Source organism: Pseudomonas sp. 14P5.3.2, assembly GCF_057799175.1.
On the sequence record NZ_JBYOKU010000009.1, the window covers coordinates 52,609 to 76,053 of the forward strand.

27 protein-coding genes and 1 tRNA gene are annotated in these 23,445 nt (G+C 61.0%); 11 read left to right on the plus strand and 17 right to left on the minus strand.

Features of this window, described 5'->3' with window-relative positions:
- Positions 1–60: 60 nt before the first annotated feature.
- From AC27VU_RS09515 to AC27VU_RS09525, 3 genes are read right to left on the minus strand one after another with little or no spacing between them, the layout of a single operon-like run.
- Positions 61–603: a DUF2937 family protein gene (locus tag AC27VU_RS09515; protein ID WP_003222626.1), complete on the minus strand. Its 543-nt coding sequence runs from the start codon at positions 601–603 to the stop codon at positions 61–63.
- 14 nt (positions 604–617) lie between these two features.
- Entirely contained in the window at positions 618–1,394 is a 777-nt protein-coding gene (locus AC27VU_RS09520; RefSeq protein WP_003222625.1) for a class II glutamine amidotransferase, read from the minus strand.
- Positions 1,395–1,410: 16 nt separating this feature from the next.
- Positions 1,411–1,908, minus strand: a complete 498-nt coding sequence (locus AC27VU_RS09525) for a hypothetical protein (protein WP_007969598.1) — start codon at positions 1,906–1,908, stop codon at positions 1,411–1,413.
- A gap of 237 nt (positions 1,909–2,145) precedes the next feature.
- Between AC27VU_RS09525 and AC27VU_RS09530 the strand changes: the two genes are divergently transcribed.
- Positions 2,146–4,200 (plus strand): S9 family peptidase, encoded by a 2,055-nt coding sequence (locus tag AC27VU_RS09530; RefSeq protein WP_488723926.1) that lies wholly within the window; start codon positions 2,146–2,148, stop codon positions 4,198–4,200.
- Positions 4,201–4,398: 198 nt separating this feature from the next.
- Complete coding sequence (locus AC27VU_RS09535; protein WP_103484422.1) at positions 4,399–4,872, plus strand: cyclic nucleotide-binding domain-containing protein; 474 nt, start codon at positions 4,399–4,401, stop codon at positions 4,870–4,872.
- On the opposite strand, the gene AC27VU_RS09540 is transcribed toward AC27VU_RS09535, so the two are convergent.
- Positions 4,869–5,153, minus strand: coding sequence for a superantigen-like protein SSL4 (locus tag AC27VU_RS09540; RefSeq protein ID WP_473019029.1), 285 nt, complete (start codon positions 5,151–5,153; stop codon positions 4,869–4,871). The genes AC27VU_RS09535 and AC27VU_RS09540 overlap by 4 nt on opposite strands.
- Positions 5,154–5,233: 80 nt before the next feature.
- On the opposite strand from AC27VU_RS09540, the gene AC27VU_RS09545 reads away from it, so the two are divergent.
- The 4 genes from AC27VU_RS09545 (at position 5,234) to AC27VU_RS09560 (ending at position 7,465) form a co-directional block, all read left to right on the plus strand.
- Entirely contained in the window at positions 5,234–5,920 is a 687-nt protein-coding gene (locus tag AC27VU_RS09545; protein ID WP_003222615.1) for a spermidine synthase, read from the plus strand.
- Positions 5,921–5,970: 50 nt separating this feature from the next.
- Positions 5,971–6,342 (plus strand): YajD family HNH nuclease, encoded by a 372-nt coding sequence (locus tag AC27VU_RS09550; protein ID WP_003222612.1) that lies wholly within the window; start codon positions 5,971–5,973, stop codon positions 6,340–6,342.
- Positions 6,343–6,534: 192 nt separating this feature from the next.
- Positions 6,535–7,005 carry an RNA methyltransferase gene (locus tag AC27VU_RS09555; RefSeq protein ID WP_007911337.1) on the plus strand — a complete coding sequence of 157 codons (471 nt, stop codon included), beginning with the start codon at positions 6,535–6,537 and terminating at the stop codon, positions 7,003–7,005.
- 82 nt (positions 7,006–7,087) lie between these two features.
- Positions 7,088–7,465 (plus strand): YgaP family membrane protein, encoded by a 378-nt coding sequence (locus AC27VU_RS09560; protein ID WP_488723927.1) that lies wholly within the window; start codon positions 7,088–7,090, stop codon positions 7,463–7,465.
- A gap of 354 nt (positions 7,466–7,819) precedes the next feature.
- On the opposite strand, the gene AC27VU_RS09565 is transcribed toward AC27VU_RS09560, so the two are convergent.
- Both AC27VU_RS09565 and AC27VU_RS09570 read right to left on the minus strand, forming a co-directional pair.
- Complete coding sequence (locus AC27VU_RS09565) at positions 7,820–9,049, minus strand: hypothetical protein (protein WP_488723928.1); 1,230 nt, start codon at positions 9,047–9,049, stop codon at positions 7,820–7,822.
- Positions 9,050–9,084: 35 nt separating this feature from the next.
- On the minus strand, positions 9,085–9,534 hold the full coding sequence (locus AC27VU_RS09570) for a YcgN family cysteine cluster protein (protein WP_003222605.1): 450 nt from the start codon (positions 9,532–9,534) through the stop codon (positions 9,085–9,087).
- A gap of 165 nt (positions 9,535–9,699) precedes the next feature.
- Here AC27VU_RS09570 and AC27VU_RS09575 point away from each other — a divergent pair, with 165 nt between their 5' ends.
- Complete coding sequence (locus AC27VU_RS09575) at positions 9,700–10,293, plus strand: nitroreductase family protein (RefSeq protein WP_003222603.1); 594 nt, start codon at positions 9,700–9,702, stop codon at positions 10,291–10,293.
- Positions 10,294–10,417: 124 nt separating this feature from the next.
- Here the strand turns inward: AC27VU_RS09575 and AC27VU_RS09580 are convergent, their stop codons facing one another.
- From AC27VU_RS09580 to rnd, 3 genes are all read right to left on the minus strand, one after another.
- Positions 10,418–11,350: a D-2-hydroxyacid dehydrogenase gene (locus tag AC27VU_RS09580; RefSeq protein WP_003222601.1), complete on the minus strand. Its 933-nt coding sequence runs from the start codon at positions 11,348–11,350 to the stop codon at positions 10,418–10,420.
- A 118-nt stretch (positions 11,351–11,468) separates the two neighbouring features.
- Positions 11,469–11,762 (minus strand): YcgL domain-containing protein, encoded by a 294-nt coding sequence (locus tag AC27VU_RS09585; RefSeq protein ID WP_201138480.1) that lies wholly within the window; start codon positions 11,760–11,762, stop codon positions 11,469–11,471.
- Positions 11,759–12,892, minus strand: a complete 1,134-nt coding sequence (gene rnd, locus AC27VU_RS09590; RefSeq protein WP_103485622.1) for a ribonuclease D — start codon at positions 12,890–12,892, stop codon at positions 11,759–11,761. Before rnd ends, AC27VU_RS09585 begins: the two co-directional genes overlap by 4 nt.
- Before the next feature lie 267 nt (positions 12,893–13,159).
- Here rnd and AC27VU_RS09595 point away from each other — a divergent pair, with 267 nt between their 5' ends.
- Together AC27VU_RS09595 and AC27VU_RS09600 are read left to right on the plus strand one after the other, a co-directional pair.
- A complete protein-coding gene (locus tag AC27VU_RS09595; protein ID WP_488723929.1) occupies positions 13,160–14,341 on the plus strand; it encodes a cyanate transporter in 1,182 nt (393 codons plus the stop codon).
- A 199-nt stretch (positions 14,342–14,540) separates the two neighbouring features.
- The gene (locus AC27VU_RS09600) at positions 14,541–15,476 is read left to right on the plus strand and encodes a LysR family transcriptional regulator (protein WP_488723930.1); all 936 of its coding nucleotides are present in this window, start codon (positions 14,541–14,543) and stop codon (positions 15,474–15,476) included.
- 3 nt (positions 15,477–15,479) lie between these two features.
- Here AC27VU_RS09600 and AC27VU_RS09605 read toward each other — a convergent pair whose 3' ends face one another.
- The 7 genes from AC27VU_RS09605 to AC27VU_RS09635 form a co-directional block, all read right to left on the minus strand.
- Positions 15,480–15,845, minus strand: a complete 366-nt coding sequence (locus AC27VU_RS09605) for a 5-carboxymethyl-2-hydroxymuconate Delta-isomerase (RefSeq protein WP_488723931.1) — start codon at positions 15,843–15,845, stop codon at positions 15,480–15,482.
- Between the two features lie 53 nt (positions 15,846–15,898).
- Positions 15,899–17,107, minus strand: coding sequence for a low temperature requirement protein A (locus tag AC27VU_RS09610; RefSeq protein WP_488723932.1), 1,209 nt, complete (start codon positions 17,105–17,107; stop codon positions 15,899–15,901).
- A 175-nt stretch (positions 17,108–17,282) separates the two neighbouring features.
- Positions 17,283–18,203 (minus strand): LysR substrate-binding domain-containing protein, encoded by a 921-nt coding sequence (locus AC27VU_RS09615; protein WP_103485624.1) that lies wholly within the window; start codon positions 18,201–18,203, stop codon positions 17,283–17,285.
- 73 nt (positions 18,204–18,276) lie between these two features.
- A complete protein-coding gene (locus AC27VU_RS09620) occupies positions 18,277–20,373 on the minus strand; it encodes a DUF6311 domain-containing protein (protein ID WP_488723933.1) in 2,097 nt (698 codons plus the stop codon).
- Positions 20,370–20,756, minus strand: a complete 387-nt coding sequence (locus tag AC27VU_RS09625; RefSeq protein WP_488723934.1) for a GtrA family protein — start codon at positions 20,754–20,756, stop codon at positions 20,370–20,372. Before AC27VU_RS09625 ends, AC27VU_RS09620 begins: the two co-directional genes overlap by 4 nt.
- Positions 20,753–21,463, minus strand: coding sequence for a class I SAM-dependent methyltransferase (locus AC27VU_RS09630; protein ID WP_488723935.1), 711 nt, complete (start codon positions 21,461–21,463; stop codon positions 20,753–20,755). The genes AC27VU_RS09625 and AC27VU_RS09630 overlap by 4 nt, the downstream gene beginning before the upstream one ends.
- A 3-nt stretch (positions 21,464–21,466) precedes the next feature.
- Entirely contained in the window at positions 21,467–22,432 is a 966-nt protein-coding gene (locus AC27VU_RS09635) for a glycosyltransferase family 2 protein (protein WP_488723936.1), read from the minus strand.
- 275 nt (positions 22,433–22,707) lie between these two features.
- On the opposite strand from AC27VU_RS09635, the gene AC27VU_RS09640 reads away from it, so the two are divergent.
- A complete protein-coding gene (locus tag AC27VU_RS09640; protein ID WP_003222582.1) occupies positions 22,708–22,899 on the plus strand; it encodes a YegP family protein in 192 nt (63 codons plus the stop codon).
- A gap of 153 nt (positions 22,900–23,052) precedes the next feature.
- Positions 23,053–23,259 (plus strand): hypothetical protein, encoded by a 207-nt coding sequence (locus AC27VU_RS09645; RefSeq protein ID WP_003222579.1) that lies wholly within the window; start codon positions 23,053–23,055, stop codon positions 23,257–23,259.
- A gap of 81 nt (positions 23,260–23,340) precedes the next feature.
- On the opposite strand, the gene AC27VU_RS09650 is transcribed toward AC27VU_RS09645, so the two are convergent.
- Positions 23,341–23,430 (minus strand) — tRNA-Ser (locus tag AC27VU_RS09650).
- Positions 23,431–23,445: the final 15 nt, after the last annotated feature.

Below are 23,445 nucleotides of genomic sequence, written 5' to 3' on the forward strand. Positions count from 1 at the left end.
TTACGACTGCTGCGCAGCCGGGCGGGAGCAAGCTCCCTCGCCACAGTGATCGCGCGGTCCTTAAAGACCGCGCACGTCGCGGTCTTCAATCGGCCGGCTCTGGCGCAAACGCCGGCCACCGAGCACCACCCAGTCAATCAGACGAATCAGGCACTCGATGCCGAACGACAGCAACAACGCGCCGCTCATGCCCCAGATCATCGCTTCCGGAGTCAGCAGGATCTGGTAGCTGTAGCCGTTCCAGGTTTCCTTGCGAATGTCCGGGTCGGCGGCCAGCACCACTTGCAGGAAGCGGATGTACCACGGGCCCTGCATGGCCTGGAACTGTTTATCCAGCGCCAACTGCCGGTCGAGCAAAGTGCTCAGGCTGTCGGCATCGCTGCGAAACACCGGATCGTCACTGGCGCGGTAATGTGCAACCAGCGCCTGCAAGTCGCCCTTGAAGAACTGCTCGGCGGTGCCTTGGAAACCGCGCAAACCGGTCTGCGCTTCGATCAGATGGGCTTCGACACGTTTGGCGTAATCGTTGATGAACCCCGGCACCTGGACACCGATCAACAGGCCCGCCGCAAACAACACCAGCCGTAGATAACTGAGCAACATCGAGGAGAGATCCTTTATTCGGTCGTGCCCTGGCTGACGCATTCGCCGCGTCGCCACAGGCTCCATTGGCCCGGTTCGTAACGGGTCCAGGTTTCGTTTTCGGTCAAAGGCTCGGTGGCGATCACCGTGACCACATCGTTGGGCGTGGTTTCTGCCTGGAAATCGACGATCACATCGACATCCTTGAGCCGCGCCGGACCGAACGGTGCGCGCCGGGTGATCTGTGCCAGTTTGGTCGAGCAATAGCAGAACAGCCAGTCGCCATCGCTGAGCAGGCAGTTGAACACGCCTTTGCTACGGTATTCGGCGCAGGCGGCGACCAGATCGGGCAGCAGCACTTCTATATCGACCGGTTCCGGGAATGCGGCACGCACGCGGTTGAGCAAATCGCAGAAGGCCGCTTCGCTGTCGGTGTCGCCCACCGGGCGGTAGAAACTCTTGATCGGGGTGAAGTCGGCGAGCTGGCCGTTGTGCGCAAAACACCAATTACGCCCCCACAGTTCGCGGACGAACGGGTGGGTGTTGGACAGGCAGACCTTGCCGACGTTGGCCTGGCGGATATGGCCGATGACCACTTCGCTCTTGATCGGATAGCGCTGCACCAGGTTGGCGACTTCCGACTCGCAACTCGCGGCCGGGTCCTGAAACAGGCGCAAGCCGCGACCTTCGTAGAAAGCGATGCCCCAGCCGTCGCGGTGCGGGCCGGTGCGCCCGCCGCGCTGCATCAGGCCGGTGAAGCTGAACACGATATCGGTCGGCACGTTGGCACTCATGCCCAGTAGTTCACACATGTGCTGACTCTCGTGATTACAGACGCGGCTCGACACGCATGCGTTGCGGATTGTTCGGCAACGGCGGGCGACCGTAACGGTCGTCTCCGGCACCACCGAACGGCTGATCGTCGTCGCGATCATCAGCACGGGCCGCGGCCTTGGCGGCTTCGGCCTGTTCGCGGCGCGCTCGGGAAGCACGCTCGATCGGGAAGCGGATCAGCACGAAAATCAGGTAGATGCCGAACGCAATCATGCCGTACATGAACAGATCGGAAATCGCTCGCCAGGCGTTGTTGCCGACCTTGAAGGCCAGATCCAGCGCGGTAATGGCGATCGACGGTGCGACCTTGGCTTTCACCGGGTCAATGATGGTCGGGCTGAACAGCAACACCGCCATCAGCACCCGCAGCGGCTCGCGCAGCCAGCGCCACATCCAGCGGGTCAGGCGCATCCATACCAACAGGCAGCCCACAGCGGCAAAGGCGTAGAGGCCCCAGGCGATCAGATAGTCGTTCTCGGTCATGGTGTCCATGGCAAGGCAGGCAAAGAGGCGCTTATAGTAACGACTTTTCGCCCGTCAGGCTTGTCCCAATGCCAGACGGCCAACAGCAAACCCTGTGGGAGCGAGCTTGCTCGCGAAAGCGTTGGGTCAGTGAAACAAATGTCATCTGACAGGACGCCTTCGCGAGCAAGCTCGCTCCCACAGGGAAGTGCGATGGTTTCAAGAGCTGCGAAAACCTTTATTCCGAACATTGCCCGAGAGCCTTCCATGCCCGAATCCGCCCACGTCCTCCGCGCCCCGATCGCCCACAAGGCTGCCGGTGCCGACCCGTATGCCTGGCTGCAGGAACGCGACACCGACGCGGTGCTCGACTACCTCAAGGCTGAAAACGCCTATCAGGAAGCACAGACCGCCGATCAGGCCGGCCTGCGCGAAAGCCTGTTCGAAGAGATCAAGGGCCGGATCCTCGAGACCGACCTGTCCCTGCCCTCGCCCTGGGGGCCGTATCTGTATTACACCCGCACCACGGCGGGTGACGAGTACGCCCGGCATTACCGTTGCCCGCGTCCGGCTGACGACAGCCTGACCCTCGATGAAAGCCGCGAACAACTGCTGCTCGACCCGAACGTGCTGGCCAATGGCGGTTTCTTCTCGCTCGGCGCGTTCAGCATCAGCCCGGATCACCAGCGCCTGGCCTACAGCGTCGATGCCTCGGGCGACGAGATCTACACGCTGTTCGTCAAGGAACTGGCCAACGACAAGGTCAGCGAACTGGAGTTCGAAGACTGCGACGGCAGCATGACCTGGGCCAACGACAGCCTGACGCTGTTCTTTGGCGTGCTCGACGACACTCATCGCCCACACAAACTGTATCGCTATCGCCTCGACGGCACAGCCGCCGAAGAGGTGTTCCATGAACCGGACGGGCGCTTCTTCCTGCATTGCTACCGCTCCAGTTCCGAGCAGCAATTGCTGCTGACCCTGGGCAGCAAGACCACCAGCGAAGTCTGGGCACTGGATGCGCATCAGCCGCACCTGCCCTTCACCTGTCTGGCGCCACGGGTCGAGGATCACGAATACGACGTCGACCACGGTGCGCTGGATGGCGTGTGGACCTGGTTCATCCGCACCAACCGCGACGGCATCAACTTCGCCCTGTATCAGGCGCCGGACACCGGTGCGGTACCGAGCGAAGCCGACTGGCAGAACCTGATCCCGCACAGCGACACGGTGATGCTCGACGGCGTGACGCTGAACACCGCGGCCATGACCCTGAGCCTGCGCGAAGGCGGTTTGCCGATCATCGAAGTTCACCCGCAAGGCCAGACGCCGTATCGCGTGCAACTGCCGGACGCGGCCTACAGCCTCTATGTGCAGAACAGTCTGGAGTTCGAGAGCGACCGCATCCGTCTGCGTTACGAGGCGTTGAACCGTCCGGCGCAGGTTCGGCAGTTGCTGCTGGCCAGCGGCGAGCAAACCGTTCTGAAAGAAACCCCGGTGCTCGGTCCGTTCGACGTCGACGCCTACATCAGCCAACGCCTGTGGGCCACCGCGCCGGATGGCACGCAGGTGCCGATCAGTCTGGTGATGAAACGCGAAATGCTCGGCAAACCGGTGCCGCTGTATCTGTACGGTTATGGCGCCTACGGTTCCAGCCTCGATCCGTGGTTCTCCCACGCACGCCTCAGCCTGTTGGACCGCGGCATGGCCTTCGCCATCGCCCATGTGCGTGGCGGCGGTGAGCTGGGCGAAGCCTGGTATCGCGCCGGCAAGCAGGAACACAAGCACAACACCTTCAGCGACTTCATTGCCTGCGCCGAATTCCTGATTCTCAACGGCATCACCACCGCTGAAAAACTGGCCATCAGCGGCGGCAGCGCTGGCGGCTTGTTGATTGGCGCGGTGCTGAATCAGCGTCCGGACCTCTTCGGCGTGGCGATTGCCGAAGTGCCGTTCGTCGACGTGCTCAACACCATGCTCGACCCGGACTTGCCACTGACCGTCACTGAATACGACGAGTGGGGCAACCCCGAAGAGCCGGACGTCTACGAGCGGATCAAGGCCTATGCACCGTACGAAAACGTCACCGCGCAGAATTATCCGGCAACCCTGGTCATCGCCGGCTACAACGACAGTCGCGTGCAGTACTGGGAAGCGGCCAAGTGGGTGGCGAAATTGCGCGCGACCAAGACCGACGACAATCTGCTGCTGCTCAAGACCGAACTCGGTGCCGGGCATGGCGGAATGAGCGGGCGTTATCAGGGATTACGTGACGTAGCGCTCGAATATGCGTTTGTGTTCAAGGTTTTGGGCCTGGCCTGAGGAACTCCGTCGGTCACTTGGGTCTTAACTCCAGACCCAGGGGGCCGATACCTATGAACCCCTGTAGGAGCTGCCGCAGGCTGCGATCTTTTGATCTTGTCTTTCAAAAATCAAAATCAAAAGATCGCAGCCTGCGGCAGCTCCTACAGGGGACGGTGTAAGCCTGGAATCAGTGAAAACAATAAAGACCGCAATGACATGTCAGAACCCACCCTGCTGAACAACGAAATTCGCGACTGGCTGATGGACTGTGGCCTGTTCGATCAATTGCAACTGGCGGACTTTGCCGCAGCCTCGGGCTACTTCAGCATCAGTACCGTGGCGGAGGGCGAAGCGATTTTCCGTGAGGGCGATGCCGGCAGTTTCATGTGCATCCTCCACACCGGTCAGGTCGCCGTGCAGAAGACTGGCCCCGACGGTCAGGTCATCACCATGGCCACCCTGCGCAGCGGTCGGGCGTTCGGTGAAATGGCGGTGCTGGATGGTGAGCGCCGTTCGGCGACCTGCGTCGCGGCGAGCAACTGTCAGTTGCTCAACCTGGGCAAGGATTCGCTGGAAAAGATGCTCAACGACGCACCGAAGATCGCCGCCAAGATCATCCGCGCCCTTGCCGTGTCCCTGTCCAAGCGCCTGCGCATGGCTGACGGCCAACTCGCGGCGCAACAGATTTAACCGCCCGGGGATTTGACCTTGGTGCCGCTCGGTTCGATGCCCTGCACCGCTTGATCCTTGCTCGGCGGGCTAGGCATTTCGATCGGCACCAGCGGCGGGCTGCCACTGCCGGCACCGGCCTTCGGTGCGCTGATCGGGGTGATTTGCGGATACGGCGTCGGCGTGGCGGTGCCGGGTGAGCCGGGTTGCGGCGTCGGGCTGACCGGAATGGTCTGCTGCGCCTGCACTGCAGTAATCGAGAGCGCGGCCAGGGCAATGACCGTTAGAATGGTGCGCTTCATCAAGGGCTCCGTTTGGCCTTTAGTCTGCGCTCAGGCTACTCCCAACGGGCCTGCTTGCCTTCCCCTTTGTAGAGATTTCCATGAAACGTTTCGTTCTGCTCGACACCACGCCGATCCCTGACAACGGTGGCGCTCTGTGCCTGTTCGAGTATGGCGAGGATTTTGTCATCAAGATTCAGGGCGGCGACGGCGGGCAATTGATGAACACGCGCATGCACGGTTCGGAAGATGCACTGGCCGAGATCCCTTGCCGCAAGGTCGCCGGCCGGCCGAATTCGCGAGTGTTGATCGGCGGTCTGGGCATGGGTTTCACCCTTGCCTCGGCGCTCAAACATCTGGGCAAGGGTGCCGAAGTGGTGGTCGCCGAACTGGTGCCCGGCGTGGTCGAGTGGAACCGTGGGCCGCTCGGTGAAAAGTCCGGGCGACCGTTGCTCGATCCGCGCACGGTGATCCGTCAGGACGACGTGGCCAAAGTGTTGCAAAGCGAGCCGAACGGCTTCGACGCGATCATGCTCGACGTCGACAACGGCCCCGAAGGCCTGACGCAGAAGGCCAACAGCTGGCTGTACTCGGCCGCTGGTCTTAACGCCTGCGCCAAAGCCTTGCGGCCCAAGGGCGTGCTGGCGGTATGGTCGGCCAGCGCCGACCGGCAGTTTTCCGACAAATTGAAGAAGGCCGGTTTCAAGGCCGAGGAAGTGCAGGTTTTCGCCCACGGCAACAAGGGCACCCGCCACACGATCTGGATTGCCGAGAAGCTTAAGGGCTGAGCTAAACTCTGCACATAACCGTCATTAGTCTTTTTTACAAAGGTGAACCCATGAGTTCGTCCACCCCGACCAACACGTCGAAGCTCGATCGCATCCTTGCCGACAACCAGCGCGACAAGGAAATGGGCTACCGCGACAAGGCCCTGAAGATGTATCCGCACGTCTGCGGCCGCTGCGCCCGTGAGTTTTCCGGCAAGCGTCTGAGCGAACTGACCGTGCACCACCGCGATCACAACCACGACAACAACCCGCAGGATGGCTCGAACTGGGAACTGTTGTGCCTGTATTGCCACGACAACGAACACTCGCGGTACACCGACCAGCAATATTTCGGCGACGGCTCGCTGAGCACGCCAAAAATCGCCAAGGCCACGCATAACCCCTTTGCCGCCCTCGCCGGGCTGATGAAGAAAGAAGATTAAAGTTCTTCATTGGCCCGACTGGCCCCTTCGCGAGCAAGCTCGCTCCCACACTGGATCGGTGTCATACACAAAACCACTGTGGGAGCGAGCTTGCTCGCGAAGGCGGCCGTTCGGGCACCGGTAATCCTTGATCTGACCACAACTGCCCAATCCCCGTATAATCGCCCTCTTTTTCCCGAAGGCACCCCGCTCGTGGCAGACAAACGTTACAGCTGCATTGGTTTGTACAACCCCAAATCACCGGAGAACGTCGGTTCGGTGATGCGCGCCGCAGGCTGTTACGGCGTGGCGTCGGTGTTTTACACCGGCAAGCGTTATGAACGCGCCGCCGATTTCGTCACCGACACCAAGCGCGTGCACTACGACATCCCGCTGATCGGCATCGACGATCTGAAAAAGATCCTTCCGCTCAACTGCGTCCCGGTCGCCGTGGAACTGGTCGAGGGCGCCCGCCCGCTGCCGGAATACACCCATCCGGATCGCGCGCTGTACATCTTCGGCCCGGAAGACGGCTCGCTGGATAAAGAGATCCGCGACTGGTGCGAAGACGTCGTGTACATCCCGACCACCGGCTGCATGAATCTGGCGGCCACGGTCAACGTCGTGCTCTACGACCGCATGGCCAAGGGCCTGAATACTCGCTCCGGGCCGAAATTCCGCTGAAACGTCGCACATTCGATGGAACGAGCCGGCCGCTGCGGCAGTCAGCTTATCTATCTATTGCACATTGCCTGGGAGACAGATCATGACCGAACTCAAACGCGTCCAACGTATCGATTCCACCCCGTTCCAGAGCCCGACCGAGCAGAACGTACAGGGCTGGGAGCGCATCGGCTCGCTGGCCGGTGGCGTGATCATGGTCGGCAAGGGCCTGCGCCGTGGCGGCCTGTTCGGTCTGATTCAGGTGGCGATTGGCGGCGTGGCAATGGCCCGTGGCATCACCGGGCACAGCTCGATGAAAAGCCTGCTGGAAAAAAGCCGCGAGGACATGAACAACGTCCGGGCGAAGATCGAACGGGCCGGGGAAGAACTGAGCAAGCTCAAGGCCAATGCCGAGGCAGCGACCAGCACGGTCACAGTGACTGGTAATGATTCAGTGAAATCACCAAAAGCCGGGGTTTGATTCGAGATCTTCGTTGAGGCTTCTGGCCTCTTCGCGAGCAAGCCCGCTCCCACATTGAACCGGATTCCGTCAGTTGGAATGCGATCATCGGTGAAATCACCGAAAGCCGGCGTTTGATTCGAGATTTTCGTTGAGGCTTCTGGCCTCTTCGCGAGCAAGCCCGCTCCCACATTGAACCGGGTTCCGTCAGTTGGAATGCGATCATCGGTGAAATCACCAAAAGCCGGGGGTTGATTCGAGATTTTCGTTGAGGCTTCCGGCCTCTTCGCGAGCAAGCCCGCTTCCACATTGAACCGGATTCCGTCAGTTGGAATGCGATCAAATGTGGGAGCGGGCTTGCTCGCGAAGGCGGTATTACTGAAGCAATGCGCTATCGAGAACTTTCGAGGATTCGCCCAGAACACTCTCGGCCAGTTGCACAAATGCCTTGGTGTCAACAGTCCCGAGATGCATCGCCCCGCGCAACACATCATCCAGCGAACGCTTGTTGCGCGTCTTCAAGCGAATCTCGCGATCGAGTTCCTGCAGCACAACCACCGCTTTGGCAACTTGCGCCGGGCTGATCTGCTCGCCGCGCAGGGTCGTGACTTTCTGACTTTCCCTAATCAATTTCTCCTGTAACGCCTGATAGCGCTCATCGCTCATGCCACCGGCACGGCGCACCAGTTCGATCGCGTAATACTCGGCAAACCCTTCACTGATCCAGTCGCTGCGATGCTCGTCGCTGATCCGGCCGAACACCTGCGCCAGCTCACGCACCAGCGCACTGCTGCCGCTTTCGCTGACCAGTGGCAGCCGCGTGTTGATGTAGATCGATTCGTGCGCACCGAGACTGCCGCGCCACATCGGGTCGTTGGCGCCGACGATCAGCAGTTTTTTCGGATGCCGGGGATAGACCGCTTGCACCTGCGGCCAGACGAACGTCAGCAAGGTCAGCACATCCATGCGGCGCATGCCCTGCCCTTGCGGCGAGGCCACGGTGACTTCGGTTTCGCCCAGGCGCGTGCGGCGGCTGCCGAGGTGCCCGGCGAGCATCCAGCCGGTCGGGCGGTCGAACAGCCGTGAGGGATTGTCGATGCGGAATTTGTTCTTGCCGATACGCGGCCAGGCGGTTTCGACGCTTTGCCAGCCGTTGGGCAGTTCGAATTGCAGGCGCGACACCAGCTCGACGCCATCCTGCTGATCGAGCCTGGCCGGCGGCACCAGGTCATCACCGCGCAGCAAAGCCCAGTTCGGGGTCATGCGCGTGTCGAAGCTGCCGCTCTTGCGGCCGTGGCTGATGCTGACGCGGTAAGTCAGGCTGGCCTTGTCGCCGCTCGGACGCCACAGGCCACGTGCCTGCTTGCCCGGGGTCAACTGCCACTGGCCGTCGGCCTTGAAGTCGCTGTAGTGGCTGCCGTCGCCGAGGTCGAAATCGAGACTGCGCACCGCTTCGCCTTTCGCCAGGGTCAGTCGTACTTCGGCCTGATCGCTTTGCGGCAGCAGGCGTACGTGGTAATCCAGATCGACTTTCTTTGCCGCCCACACTGGCGCGCTTAGCGCCAGCAGACCGATCAGCGATGCCCGCAGCAATCCCCCAGCCATACACACTCCTTGTTGAATCCTGGAACCCTTGGTGCTTAACCGGCGCGGAAAATCAGGTGATCTTCCCAGTCATCCTCCGGCACGCTGCCTTCGGCGAGCATGCGCCCGGACTGGGAAATCCGTTCGTGGTGCACCGCGTCACGGTCGCCGCACACCAGGTGGTGCCACAGCGGCAGGTCCTTGCCTTCGCTGACCAGGCGATAACCGCAGGTCGGCGGCAGCCATTTGAATTCTTCGGCCTGGCCCGGAGTGAGCTGGATGCAGTCCGGGACAAACTTGATGCGATTCGGGTAATCGCTGCACTGGCAGGTTTTCAGGTCCAGCAGTTTGCAGGCGATGCGTGTGTAATAGACGCTGTTGTCTTCTTCATCCTCGAGTTTCTGCAGGCAGCACAGACCGCAGCCGTCGCACAGCGATTCCCATTCCTCGTGATCCAGTTGATCGAGGGTTTTGCGTTTCCAGAACGGTTCGACTTTGGCGGCCATGGCTCAAGCATCAACATCAGGTGGTGTAAAGGCCGCCAGTCTAGTGCCCACGGCCTTGCGGGCCAAGCGCTGGCGACTGTCGGTAAATCCCGCTTGTCAGGCGAATCGCCGCCCAGTAGGGTTTTGCCACGAATTCATGACTCAAACACAGCAAGGAATCTTTCGATGAGTGCCAACCCTCGCGTTGCCGATTACGCCATTCACCCGCAGTTCACCGAGCGCTGGTCGCCCCGCGCCTTCACCGGCGAAGCGATCCCGGAAGAAACCCTGCTGAGCTTCTTCGAAGCCGCACGCTGGGCGCCATCGGCCTACAACTCGCAGCCGTGGCGCTTTCTGTACGCGCGTCGGGATACGCCGAACTGGGAGCGCTTCCTGGGTCTGCTGAACGAGTTCAACCGCAGCTGGGCGCAGCACGCATCGGCATTGGTGATCGTGATTTCGAAAACCACCTTCACCGCCCCCGGCGCCAGCGAAGAAACCCCGGCGCTGTGGCACACCTTCGACACCGGTTCGGCCTGGGGCCACCTGGCGCTGCAAGCGAGCATCAGCGGCTGGCACACCCACGGCATGGCCGGTTTCGATCAGGAGCTGACCCGCAAGGAGCTGAATATTCCGGAAGGTTATGCGCTGCACGCGGCGGTCGCTGTCGGCAAGCTGGGCGACAAGGCAACGCTGGCCGAGTACCTGCAGGCCCGTGAAACGCCGAGCCCGCGTCGTCCGCTGAGCGAGTTGGTGGCTGAAGGCAACTTCACCCTGTAAGCCAGCATGCAAAAACCACTGTAGGAGTGAGCCTGCTCGCGATGAGGGTGTGTCAGACAACATCAATGTCGACTGACACACCCTCATCGCGAGCAGGCTCACTCCTACACGTATCGCGGTGGATTTAATATCCGCGGTTGAAATCCACTTCCCCGCGCAACGCTTCACCCGCCTGATACGCCTTCAGATTCTCGACAAACAATTGCACCATCAACGCCGGCGACGTCGGTGCCGAGCTGTGCCCGGTGAGCAACAAGCCCCAGGCGGTCCAGAACGGATGGCGTTGCGGCAACGGCTCCTGACGGCAGACGTCGATCACTGCGCCCGCCAGATGCCCTTCCTTCAAGGCTTCCACCAGATCCGCGTCAACCACTGCCACGCCGCGTCCGACGTTGATGAACAGCCCGGTCGGCTTGAATTGCTTGAACAGCGCCGCGTCGTAAATGTCGTGGGTGTGCTCGGTATTCGGCAGCAGATTGACCACGTAATCGACCGCGCCCACCAGCCGTGGCAGATCCGCCATCGAGCCGACCTCGACGAACGGCGCCTGCTCGCGCGCGCTGCTGGCGATGCCGTACAGCTCGACGCCAAACGGCAACAGGAACTGCGCCACGCTCTGGCCGATATCGCCGGTGCCGACGATCAGCACCTTGCGCCCGACCAGACTCTGGCCGGTGCGATTGTCCCACTTGCGCTCGACCTGGCTGACCAGGCGCGCCAGCACTTCCCGCTCGTGACCGAGCATGTAGGTCAGCACGTATTCGGCCATCACCTGACCGAAGATTCCCACCGCACGGGTCAGGCGGTAATCGCGGCGCAAGCCGTCGGCGAGCAGCGGCGTGATGCCGGCCCAGGTCGATTGCAGCCATTGCGGCTGGTGGCCCTGACGCAGCAGGGTCGCCAGCAGATCCGGCTGCCCCAGCCACACCGGGCAATCGGCAGCCTGACGGGCCAGTTCGGCAGAGTCGCCACTGGTCAGTACTTCAAGTTCGGGGGCCGCCTGACGCAGCAGCCGGGCGTACACCGCGTGGTCGTGTTCAGCAATCAGAACGCGCATCTTCAAACCTTTCGCAAACCGTGCAGGCAACCGCCGAAAGAGCCGTGCTCCTTCGTGGCGGTCGTCGCCGTAAAATCAGTTCCAGGGTGGCAAGAGGCCCAGAACAGGGCCTCGCAGATCAGACCGGGTCGTTGCGTCGCAGCAACTCTTCGGGCAGGTGTTCGATGTACTCGTCCTCGGCCGGTGGCATTTGCAGGTGATAGCCCTGCTTGTCGAGGTTTTCCAGGACCACGACGATGTCCTCGCGCGCCAGCGTGCGCTCAGGGGTCAGCACCAGGTCAAAGGAATGCTTCGCCTTGCCGAAGGCCGCCATCAGCGCTTCGGGCACGCGCTCCAGAGCATCGCTCTTGAGCACGTAAAGATACATCCCGGGTTTCTTCGAGCTTTGGTAAATGGAGCAAATACGTTTCAAGGCTGTTCTCCGGCGGTGGCCAGGCTGTCCAGCAGCTTCTGGCCCATGAGTTCGCGGCGCCAGCCACGCAGCGACTCAGGCAATTGATAAGGGCCCTCGGGGAAGCCGCTTTTGACCAGCGCTTCGAGGGTTTTCTTGCGCAGCATCAGTTCCGGCGCGATGCCCAGGCGTTCGGCCTCGGCCTGGCCGAGGGCGCGCAGTTGCTTGATCAGCGCCGCCGCTTCGACCGGCAATGGCTCCGGCACCGCTGGCGGCCATTGATCAGGCCCCACACTGCCAGAGCGCTTGATCAGATCAAGCAGAAATTCGCCGTCCTGACGCACGGTACGCGGGTGCATGTCTTCGATCTTGCCCAGCGCGGCGAGGTTGTCCGGCTGCGTGCGGGCCAGCGGCCACAGCGAATGTTCACGGACGATGCGGTTGCGCGGCAGATTGCGCGCGCGGGCTTCACGCTCACGCCAGGCGCAGAGCTCACGCAGCACAGCCAGTTGCGCACGGGACAGTTTCCACGCCAGTTTGGCCTCGCGATAGACCTCGTATGGGTCGGTCTCGCGGCGCAGGTTAGCCACCAGTTCGGCGCCATCCTCCAGCACCCAGGCGAATTTGTCGTCGGACAGTTTCGGTCGCAGCTGTACGAAAACTTCCGCCAGATGCACCGCATCTTCGGCGGCGTAGCTGACTTGAGTGTCGGACAACGGGCGCTGCAACCAGTCGGAACGGGTTTCGCCCTTCGGCAGCTCGATACCGAGCACTTCCTGCACCAGCCGCGAATAGCCCATCGAGAACCCGAGGTTCAGGTAGGCCGCTGCCAATTGAGTATCGAACAGCGGCGCCGGCAGGCTGCCGGTCAGACGCAACAGCACTTCGAGGTCTTCGCTGCAGGCGTGCAGGACTTTGAGCACCGCCGGATTTTCCAGCAACGCCGCCAACGGTTGCCAGGCGTCGATGGTCAGCGGATCGATCAGGTAGGCGCGTTTGCCGTCGCCGACCTGCAACAAACCGGCAATCGGGTAGAAGGTGTCGACCCGCATGAATTCGGTGTCGAGGGCAACGAACGGCAGCTGCTGCCACTCGGCGCAAAACTGCGCGAGGCTTTCGTTGTCGCGAATCCAGTGAATATCGATGGCCACACGGCTCTCCCTTGAAGAATGGCGCGCAGTATATATCGCCGCCGGCGTTTTACGCGCCTGCGCTGGGCCAGAGCTGTAACGAAATGTCCTGCCAGAGAGAAAGAATAGTCTTACAGCGAGGTTCGCAAGATTAATCCGAGCGTAACGATCCATGTCGCGTTACCAGGAGAGCAGTATTTAGTTTTTAAATAACACTCGGGAAATCTGATTTGTCCGCACCGCGTGGCCGCGGCCTAATCGATAGCCTCCGCAATCCAGAGTCTACCGATGGAAAACGTCCGCGCTACCTCCCGTCCCGCTGTCTGGCTGATGATCGGCATCATCCTCGTCGCGCTCAATCTGCGCCCCTCCATGGCCGCCGTCGGGCCGTTGCTGTCGGCGATTCGCGGCGATATCCCGCTGAGCTTCAGCGTCGCTTCGCTGCTGACCATGCTGCCGGTGATGGCGATGGGGCTGGCGATGTTTTTCGGCATCGGCATCAGCCGCCGGCTGGGCGAGCAACGCACGGTGATCGTGTCGCTATGGATTATCGGTCTGGCGACACTGTCGCGACTGGTGCTCGATTCGGCACCGCAGTTGATTGGCAGCGCGGTGCTGGCCGGAATGGGTATCGCCCTGATTCAGGCCTTGATGCCCGCGCTGATCAAATTACGTTTCCCTGACCACGTGGCGCTGTGCATGGGCCTGTATGTCACGTCGATCATGGGCGGCGCCGCGCTGGCCGCCTCATTTTCGCCACTGGTGCTGGTGCAGACCGGCAGCTGGCGCACAGGCCTGGCGATCTGGGCAGCACTGGCCTTGCTCGCGTTGCTGGTCTGGTGGACACAGTCGCCCCCGTCATCCATCCAGAACACCCCTGTAGGAAAACAATCCTTCACGCGTAATCCCCGCGCCTGGCTGCTCGCTATCTTCTTCGGCCTCGGCACGGCGTCCTACACCTGCGTACTCGCCTGGCTGGCGCCGTACTACGTGGAACAAGGCTGGAGCGAACAGCACGCCGGTTTGCTGTTGGGTTTTCTGACGGCCATGGAGGTGATTTCCGGGCTGGTGACGCCGGCCATCGCTAACCGCAGCCGTGATCGACGGGCAGTTCTGGCAGGGTTGTTGCTGCTGATCATCGGCGGCTTCTGCGGACTGATCCTCAGCCCGCAACACCTCAGCCTGCTGTGGCCGTGCCTGCTGGGGCTGGGGATTGGCGGCTTGTTTCCGATGAGCCTGATCGTCTCGCTCGATCACCTCGACCACCCGCAGCGTGCCGGCAGCCTGACCGCGTTCGTGCAAGGCATCGGCTACTTGATCGCCGGGCTTTCGCCGCTGCTGGCCGGAATGATCCGCGACCAGCTCGGCAGCTTCGAATGGGCCTGGTGGTCGCTGACTGCAGTGATGGTGATGATGTTGCTGATAGTCCTGCGCTTTGACCCTCGGCACTACGCCCGACACATCCGCTGAACCAAATGCCATCGCCGGGCTAGAGGCCTGTTGCCATCTTTTTGCGGTTTATTTGCCGACGTCGTGTTGCTAAAAGTTTCTGTCCCACTGGCGACATTGAAACGTCCTACAGGGCTTTGTCCTGGCACCATCGTTCCGCTACGATCATGCGCACACGTTTGCGCGGATTCAGCGCAAGGAGCACAGCGAGACGGAACGGATGCTGAACAGTAACTTGCTTCGAAAGCTCGACATGCAGGACCTCATGGTGTTTATCGCCGTGTATGAGCAAAGCAGCGTCACGGATGTCTCGGAGACACTGTGCGTCAGCCAGTCCACTGTCAGCTACTGCCTGAAAAAACTGCGCACCAGTTTCGAAGACGAGCTGTTCATCAACACCCGCACGGGCATGCGTCCTACCTACAAGGCCGGCACCATGTACGGCCATGTGCAGAAGATCCTCGAAAGCATCAACCTGTGCCACGCCGGCGCCCCGGTCTTCGATCCGACCCGGCAAGCGGTGACCTTCAATATCTGCGCCCCGGAATACTTCGAGCAACTGGTGTTGCCGCGCCTGTTGAAGCGTTTCGACTTCGACGATTTGCCGGTGGTGGTCAACATGCACAAGTTCGAGACCGACGTGCCTGCCGACGAATTGCGCGACGGCAGCCTCGATCTGGTGATCTGTTTCGGTCCCAACTTCCACCGCAGCCACACCGACCTCAAGTCGCGAATGCTGCTGGAAGATGATCTGGTCTGTGTCTCCGACAAACGCGCCACGCCGCTGGAACCGCGGCTGAGTCTGCAGGCCTTCACCGAACGGCGGCACGTGTTCCCGACACCGTGGACCTCCACCACCAACATGGTCGACGGCTGGCTGGCGCGTCAGGCGCAAAAGCGGCAGATCGTCGCGCGCTCCAACAGCTACAGCGCGGCATTGAAGATGATTACCGGGACCGACTTCATCCTCACCCTACCCCGGCGCATCCAGCGCCTGCTGACCAACGACGCGGTGTTCAATCACTGCGAGGCGCCAAACGGCCTGCCGGGGTTCACCCTCGACATGCAGTGGAGCCAGAGCGCCGATCAGGACAGCGCCAACGTCTGGCTGCGCGAGCAGGTGATCAAGGTGTGCAGTGAGCTGGAAGCGGCCTGATTCCTACACGCCGATGGCGGTCTTGGTGTAGGAATCGCGGTCGATATCGAGCAACTCCACACACAGTTGCACTTCGACCCCGGCCGGCCACTCGCACAGATCCTGCAACACCGCCAGCAGGCTCTCCGAGAGCTGCTTCTTGACCTGTGGCGAACGACCGCTGAGCAGCGCCAGCTTCACATGAACGAAGGCGCGCTCGCCCATACCGGTGCCGACCTTGAAGGTTTCGACTTTGACTGCGCGACTCTTGATGTCGAATTCCGCTGCGAACTGACCAGAACCCACCAGCGTATTGTTGAGCCGGATCAACGCCATGTCGGCATTGAGTTGCGGCAGATTGGCGGTGTATTCCAAATGCAGGTGTGGCATTCAAGTGCTCCAGTCAGTCGGCAGAAAGGTCGTACGTATACCACAGCACCGCCCTACTCTCCTGCGGCTTTTTCTGCGGTTATCGAGGCCGGTGTCTGACGCAATGCCAGGCTTTCCCACAGCGCAACGAGCACCACGATCGCCGTGGTCAGCGCCCCGAGCATCAACGCCGAAACCCATTGGTGCAACGCCAGCGGCAGTGCCAGCGCGAGCAACACCAGCCCCGCCACATGCGACAAGGGCGGCAGCGGCCGGTCGGACATGACCCACTTGAACAGCGCATTGCCCAACAGAAACAGCCAAGGCCCGCCCACGATCACCAGGATCCCGGCGTCACTGGCGTGATCCGGATGCACCAGCACCAGTTCGTCGGCCACCGCACTGACAATCACCCCGGCAACAATCAGCACATGCAGGTAGGTGTAGGCGATGCGCGCCTGGCGCCCCGGGTCGCTCGAATGCGCGATGCGGTGATGGGCGCGCTCGGCGCCGCTGTCGAAGTACACCCACCACATGCCGATGCTGCCCAGTACCGCCACCAGAAACGCGATGACCCCGGTGAGGCTCAGCGTCAGTTCGGCAAAAGTCGCACCGGTGACCAGCAACGACTCGCCCAGAGCGATGATCACGAACAGTGCGCAACGCTCGGCCATGTGGTTGCCTTCGACGTTCCAGTCGCTCAACGACGAACGCCCCAGTCCCGGCACCCAGAAATACAGCGAAGGCGAGATCAGCTCGATCAACAGCGCCAGCGTCCAGCACAGTAGACGCTGCTGTCCGTCGAGAAAGGCTCCGGCGATCCAGAACACTGCGGAAAGCATCAACCACGCCAGAATTCGCTGGAAGTTGCGGGTCATGCTCAACGACTCGCCGCGCACCGCCCAGATCGCAAACAGCGTGCGCCCGACCTGCATGAACACGAACGCCGCGGCAAACATCAGCCCGCGCTCAGTGAAGGCCTTGGGGATCGAGGACGACAGCAACAGACCGGCGATCATCAGCCCGAACAGGCCAAGGCGAATCGGCAACTTTTCCGGGTCGAGCCAGTTGGTGATCCACGAGGTAAAAATCCACACCCACCACACCGCGACCATCAACAGCGCCACCTGCACCGCGCCCAGGATCGACAAATGCGCGAGCAGCGAATGCGAGAGCTGAGTCACGGCAAACACAAACACCAGATCGAAAAACAGCTCGACCATGCCGACCTTGCCACTGTCGAGACTGCCGCGCCCACGCAGCAACGAACGGGAAATGCTCATCGGACAAGCCTCCAGCCGAGGTCATTGCCATTGAGCAAAGCAGGCGGACCGGACGAACGCAAACCCTTGTAGGAGTGAGCCTGCTCGCGATGGCGTGGTGTCAGACAACAGCAATGTCGGCCGACACCCCCTCATCGCGAGCAGGCTCACTCCTACAAGAGATTTGTGTTGGGGGTCAGGGCGCGGTCAGTGGCCGTTCACTCATGAACGCCTCAAGCCGCGAGCGCAGCCAGCGCTCGGCCGGATCGCTGTCGACATGGCTGAGCCAGACCATCGACAGATCCAGCATCGGCGTTTTGAACGGGAACGGTTCCTTGAACAGCAGCCCGGAGGCAGCCATGGCTTCGGCGGTGTAGTCCGGCAGGCTGGCGATCAAGTCGGTGCCGGCCAGCAACGCCGGCAGCGCGCTGTATTGCGGCACCGACAACACCACATGCCGGGTACGACCGATTTCCGCGAGCCATTCATCGGCATAGCCGCTGATGTTGGCCGTATGCGACACCAGCACGTGCGGACGTGCGCAGTATTCATCGAGGGTCAGCGGCGAATCGGAGGCATCGGCGCGCAGGATGCTCGGCTGGATATGCCGCAGCAGTTTGCGCTTGGCATTGGCCGGCAGGCCCCGGGTCTGGCTGATGCCGACGGTGATGTCGCCGGCGGCCAGCAGGTCGGGGATGCGCCAGTAGTCGACGTGTTGCACCACGAACACTACGCTCGGTGCCTCTTGGCGCAGCGCCCGCAACAACGGAGGCAACAGACCGAACTCGACGTCATCGGACAGGCCGATGCGAAACGTCATGTTACTCACGGCCGGATCGAAGTCGTGGGTCAGGCTCAGGGCCACAGACAGTGAGTCGAGGGCCGGCGACAGGTATTTGAACAGTTCCTCGGCCCGGGCAGTCGGCTCCATGCGATGGCCGACGCGGATAAACAGCGGATCGTTGAACATCGCGCGCAAGCGATTGAGCGCCGAACTGATGGTCGGCTGGCCGAGAAACAGCTTTTCCGCCGCCCGGGTCACGTTGCGTTCGAGCATCAAGGTCTCGAACACCACCATCAGGTTGATGTCGGCCTTGCGTAATTCATTTCGATTCATCCATTGCCCCCCGGTCCCAGACTGGAGGGCAGTGTAGAAAGGCCTTGGGTACGGCGTCCATCACCACGATGGCTCAATCTACCGTCAGTTGCCTGATGCCAAGGGCCATGACCCTTGTATCGTCGTTGAGCCCCAACTGCTGCGGACTGATGGCGTCCGGCAGTTGCAGCTCGATCGTCAGTCGATCATCGTCCTTCAGGCGTTGACTGAGCGCAGCACTGATCGGAATGTCCAGACGGTTAGCCTGGAATTGCGTCAGTTGCGTGGACAGCACCTGCTGGCTATTCAAGCTCACAATGACCCGCTGGCCAGGGTGTTGTGGCTGGATGAATGCCAACGCATCGATGACGATTGAACGCGCTTGCGGCGACACCCGCAAAACGATTTGCGCCCGCTGCCCTTGTGACCATGTGCCCCAGTTCTCCGGCGTCGACCAGCCGTCGGCCAGTTGCCGCGCTTTATGATTGAACGTCAGCGCCTGCCCGGGTTGAAGAAGTGGAATCAGCGACATCTGCCGTCCTTCATCATGGACGGACAGGCATTGCGCACAACGTTTCCAGCCAGGTGCGAGCACTACCACGCCATCCACTCGTGTCAGCAGGTCGGTGTCGCTGTTGATGCTTTTGGCGGCTGCCTGCACCACCTCATCGTCGAGGATGTACAGCGAGTCCGTGTCGTACTGACCTGACTCAAGCATGCCTCGAGCCTTCTGTTGGGCCTCGGCCGTCGCCGATGTACTCATGCGCCCCAGATAGACTGCGTCGGTTTTCATGCCGTGGGTGGCTGCGAAACCGGCCACCATCTGCCAGCGATCCGGCTGATTCTGCGGCAGCAGAATACGCACCTTGGCGTAATGCGCAGCCGCGCTGGCCCAGAATGGATCCTGCATCGGCGTGCTCCAGACCGAGGCTGGCGCGACCGTTTTGCCCTGCCTCAGGCCCATCCAGCCGTTACGGGTGTCGACCACTTGCACCGTCACCGCCAACGCCAGCAAAGCGATGGCCACGCGCGGACGATAACCGCGCACCACCAGGAAAATCAGGGCCAGGCTCAGCGCATAGAACACGGGCCAGAACATTCGTCCCGACGCACGAAAGATATTCGCCAGGCCGATGATTTTTTTCGGCAGCGGGTAGTGAGCCGTCCATGCGCCGACTCCGATCTGGTTTGAAAGGGCAAACAGGAACAGGCCAAACAATGCCAGCAACAGCCAGGGCCTGGCACGTAGTTCATTGCTCACGGCCTGCCTGTTCCTCAGCCAGGCAATCAACGACAGCGGCGCCAACAACAGCACGCCCAGGCCGAGGTAATTGAAACCTTCGTAGTCGCCACTGGCCTTCGGCAGATCAGGCAGGATCAACGACCAGCCCGCCGGGTCGACGGGCGACAGCAGATTCATTCGGTACAGACCGAAACCTCCGGAGGCCGCGCCATCGGCAATGGCAAAGTAGCCTGCCTGCCAGCAACACACACTCACCAGGGCGAAGAGCGTCACACCTTCAATCAGACTCTGGCGACGGGTCAATTGTTGGCTGAACGTCTTGCCGAGCAGATCCGCCACCCAGATCAGCGCGACCATCGCCAGCAAGTACGCATGCACCAACGCTGTCACCGCCAATAGCGTGCCCCACGCCAGACGGCGACGATGCAGATTCGGCAGGAGGGCCAGATACAGTGCGGCGAGGATCAGAAAATGTCCGGCAAGGGAAAGGTGTCCGCCCATGCGCAGGAACATTGGCGGCGAAAACACCAGCAACGCGGTGCCCAGCAAGCGAATCAGCGGCTGGGCGGTTATCAGCCCGAGCAGTTTCCAGGCGAACCAGGCTTGCAGTACAAAACACGCAAGCAGCCACATTCCGAAATACTGAAAGGTCTCCGGCAGCCATGCGCTGAAGGGTTTGAACAGCAGCGCCAACAGCGGATTGGAGTCGGAAAAAATAATCGAACTGCCCAGTTCCAGCCCATAGAACGGGTTGAGTCCGACCGGAAACGTCCAGGGCGAATGCCGAAAGAATTCCCAACCCAGATAATGCGTCGCTGGATCGCCCTGCTCCAGCCAGGCAATGTTTTGCGGATCCAGCGCCTGCGGCCCGATCACGACAAAAAACATCAGCGCACCAAACATCAGCGGCAGTAAAGAAAGTACCGAATGCTTTGGCGCGGGGCTCATCGATAGGTCCAGAAATTGTGCAAGACGAAGGTGAACGCTGGAATCGTCAGTGCCACCGCGACGATGCCCAACAGATAATTCAACCCGGCCATCTGCGCGGCCCAGGCGACAAACATCGCCATCAGAAAACCGCACGCCGATACCGATAAAAATCGCAGCAATGTTCTGCCGTGCAGTCGGGCCGAGAAACTCCAGGTGGTGTTGATCACGTAAGACACCACCGTCGCCACGGCAAACGCCACACCGTTGGCCAGCGGCGGTTGAGGCGCAACGAAATTGATGAACAGCACCGCCACCAGCGCATGCAGCGCGGTGACGAACAGACCGGTCACGGCAAAGCGCAGACCGCGCTGGATCAGCGCTTTCCTGTCGCTTGAGGTCACGGTTTCTGCGCCAGCACAAACACGCTCAGGCCGGCCAGACGATTGTGGCCCATCAACGGCAGTTCAAGACTGCACAGCGTCTTGAGCACGCCGTTGACCAGCGGATGATGGCGCTTGAGCTGAGACTGCGGCGCTGCGGCCTGCGGCCCTTTGGGCAGCAAGCGCAACGCCGCCGCGATTGGAAACACCGCGCCGAAATAGTAGGCACCGCGCTGCACGCTCAAACCGGCGTCACGGGCCAGGGTTTCAAACTGTGGCAGGGTGTAACGGCGCTTGTGCTCGAGAAAGTCATCGTGACCACTCCACAGGAATTGGAAGGCCGGCACGGTCATCAGAAAACGGCTGCCGGACGGCACCTTGTCGACGTAAGCCTTGAGCAGACCGCGGTCGTCATCGACATGCTCCAGGACGTCCATGAGCAGCACCAGATCAGCGTCGACGGCTTCGATGTCGCGGCGGTAATGCACCGGTTTGCCGGCGGTGGTCGCATCGGAATCGGAGGGGTAACTGATGTCGACGCACCACGCCTCGCGCGCAGCGGTTCGAGTCAGCAGGTGGTGGGAGAAAAAACCCGAGCCGGCACCCACGTCGAGAATCCGTGTGATCGGTGCATCACCGAGCAGACGCCGAGTCGCCGCCGCTTTGGAGCAGTAATACCAATGCTCACCGATGCTGTCGCCGAGGATATCGGTTTCCTTGAGATCCATGTTTCAGTCCTTGGGGTCGTAGACGCGACGCACCAGAAAAACCGGCCGGCGTTTGGATTCGATATAAGTGCGGCCGAGGTACTCGCCGAGTACGCCGATGCCAATCAATTGCAGGCCACCGAGGAACGTCACGGCCACCATCAGCGAGGCATAACCGGGCATGTCGATACCATAGATCAATGTGCGCAGCACAATAAAACTGGCAAAGGCGAAGGACACCAGCGATACCGCGGCGCCGATGTAAGTCCAGATCCGCAACGGTTCGGTACTGAAACTGGTGATGCCTTCCAGGGCAAAATTCCACAGCCGCCAGCCGTTGAATTTGCTCTGCCCCGCCACGCGCTCGGGCCGCTCGTAATCAACGTGGGTAGTCCGAAAACCGACCCAGGCGAACAGGCCCTTCATGAAGCGCCGGGACTCGGGCAAAGTCAGCAAGGCATCGACCACGCAACGATCCATCAGACGAAAATCACCGACGTTTTCCGGCAGCGGTTGCTCGGCGATCTTGTTGTGCAGGCGATAGAACCAGTGCGCCGAAGTCTGCTTGGCCCAGGTGTCGCTGCGGCGGCTGATGCGGTGACCGAGCACCACTTCATAGCCTTCGCGCCAACGCTCGATCATTTGCAGGATGACTTCGGGCGGGTCCTGCAAGTCGGCGTCGATGGGGACGACGATTTGCCCGGAGGCAGTCTGCAGGCCAGCGGACAACGCCGCCTCCTTGCCGAAATTGCGGCTCAGATCGACGATCCGCAGACGCGCGTCGTGCTGCTGACGCTCCAGCAGCCGCTCTAGCGTGGCATCAGTGCTGCCGTCATTGACGAACACCAGCTCCAGCTCGATCGACGGCTGATGCTGAAACACTTCGTCAATGCGCAGGATGAATGCATTGAGACTGTCCTCCTCGTTAAAAACGGGGACAACCAGCGATAATCTGACCCGTGTGGCCTGTGGCGTTCCGTGCTCAGTCAATGGAGTGCTCTTTTTATAGTGATTGTCGGTCGTCGAAGATTTTCGACGCCATGAGCCGTCCCGTATTAAGCAGTAGCGCCGATAGCCTTGCAAGGTGGAATTGGCGACATTTTGGCCAATCCAGACGCCGATGCGTGCGCTCTAGTCCGCACTCTTCAGAAACATCTGCCAACGATTGGAAACAAATGCCCGATAGCGAAAAAAACTCGCTCCGCTAGGCTTGCGACGATGCGCCACACAGGTTGTCGCAAACACCATCGCAAGGAGCGAACTGAATGTATTTCGAGATCTACCGCCAATCCAGAGGCACCCCGAGCACCGGCAAAGGCCAATGGCGCTGGAGGCTGCGGGCGGGCAACCACGAGACGATCGCCAGTGGCGAGTCGTATGTGAACAAGGCCGATTGTTTACATGTGATCGAATTGATCAAGGGTGTGCAGGCGGAGACACCGGTGAAGGAGATCTGACCCGCCAGCCGATATGGCGCCGCTTCCTACAGCGTCTTCCTTTTTTGCCCGACCCACTGGCGAAGCACTTTTGCGCCCCTACGCTCTTCAGCGTATGGGGCGATCCAGCCCTGTTCCGCCACATGACATTCAACTCAAAAAAGGAGCCGCACCATGGCTAGAGACAAAGCGAAAGACGACAAGCACTTCAACTGCACCCAAACGCACGAAGCCGACTACGTCGCCAGCCTCTATCCGCACGCCAGGGACGAAGTGAAAACCTTCCTGGCCTCGGCTTGCAAGGACAACACCCTGCGCAACTCGACGCACAAGCAAGTGTATGACCTGATCAAACAGAAGCTGGGGCACTCGCAACCGTGAGTGACTGAGGCGGGTGCTCGATAAAACCCGCAGTTACAAAAAAGCCCCGCAGCTTCTCAGCTACGGGGCTTTTTCTATGTATGGCGGAGAGATAGGGATTCGAACCCTAGGTACCGGTGAAGGTACAACGGATTTCGAATCCGTCCCATTCGGCCACTCTGGCATCTCTCCAACGGCGCGCATCAT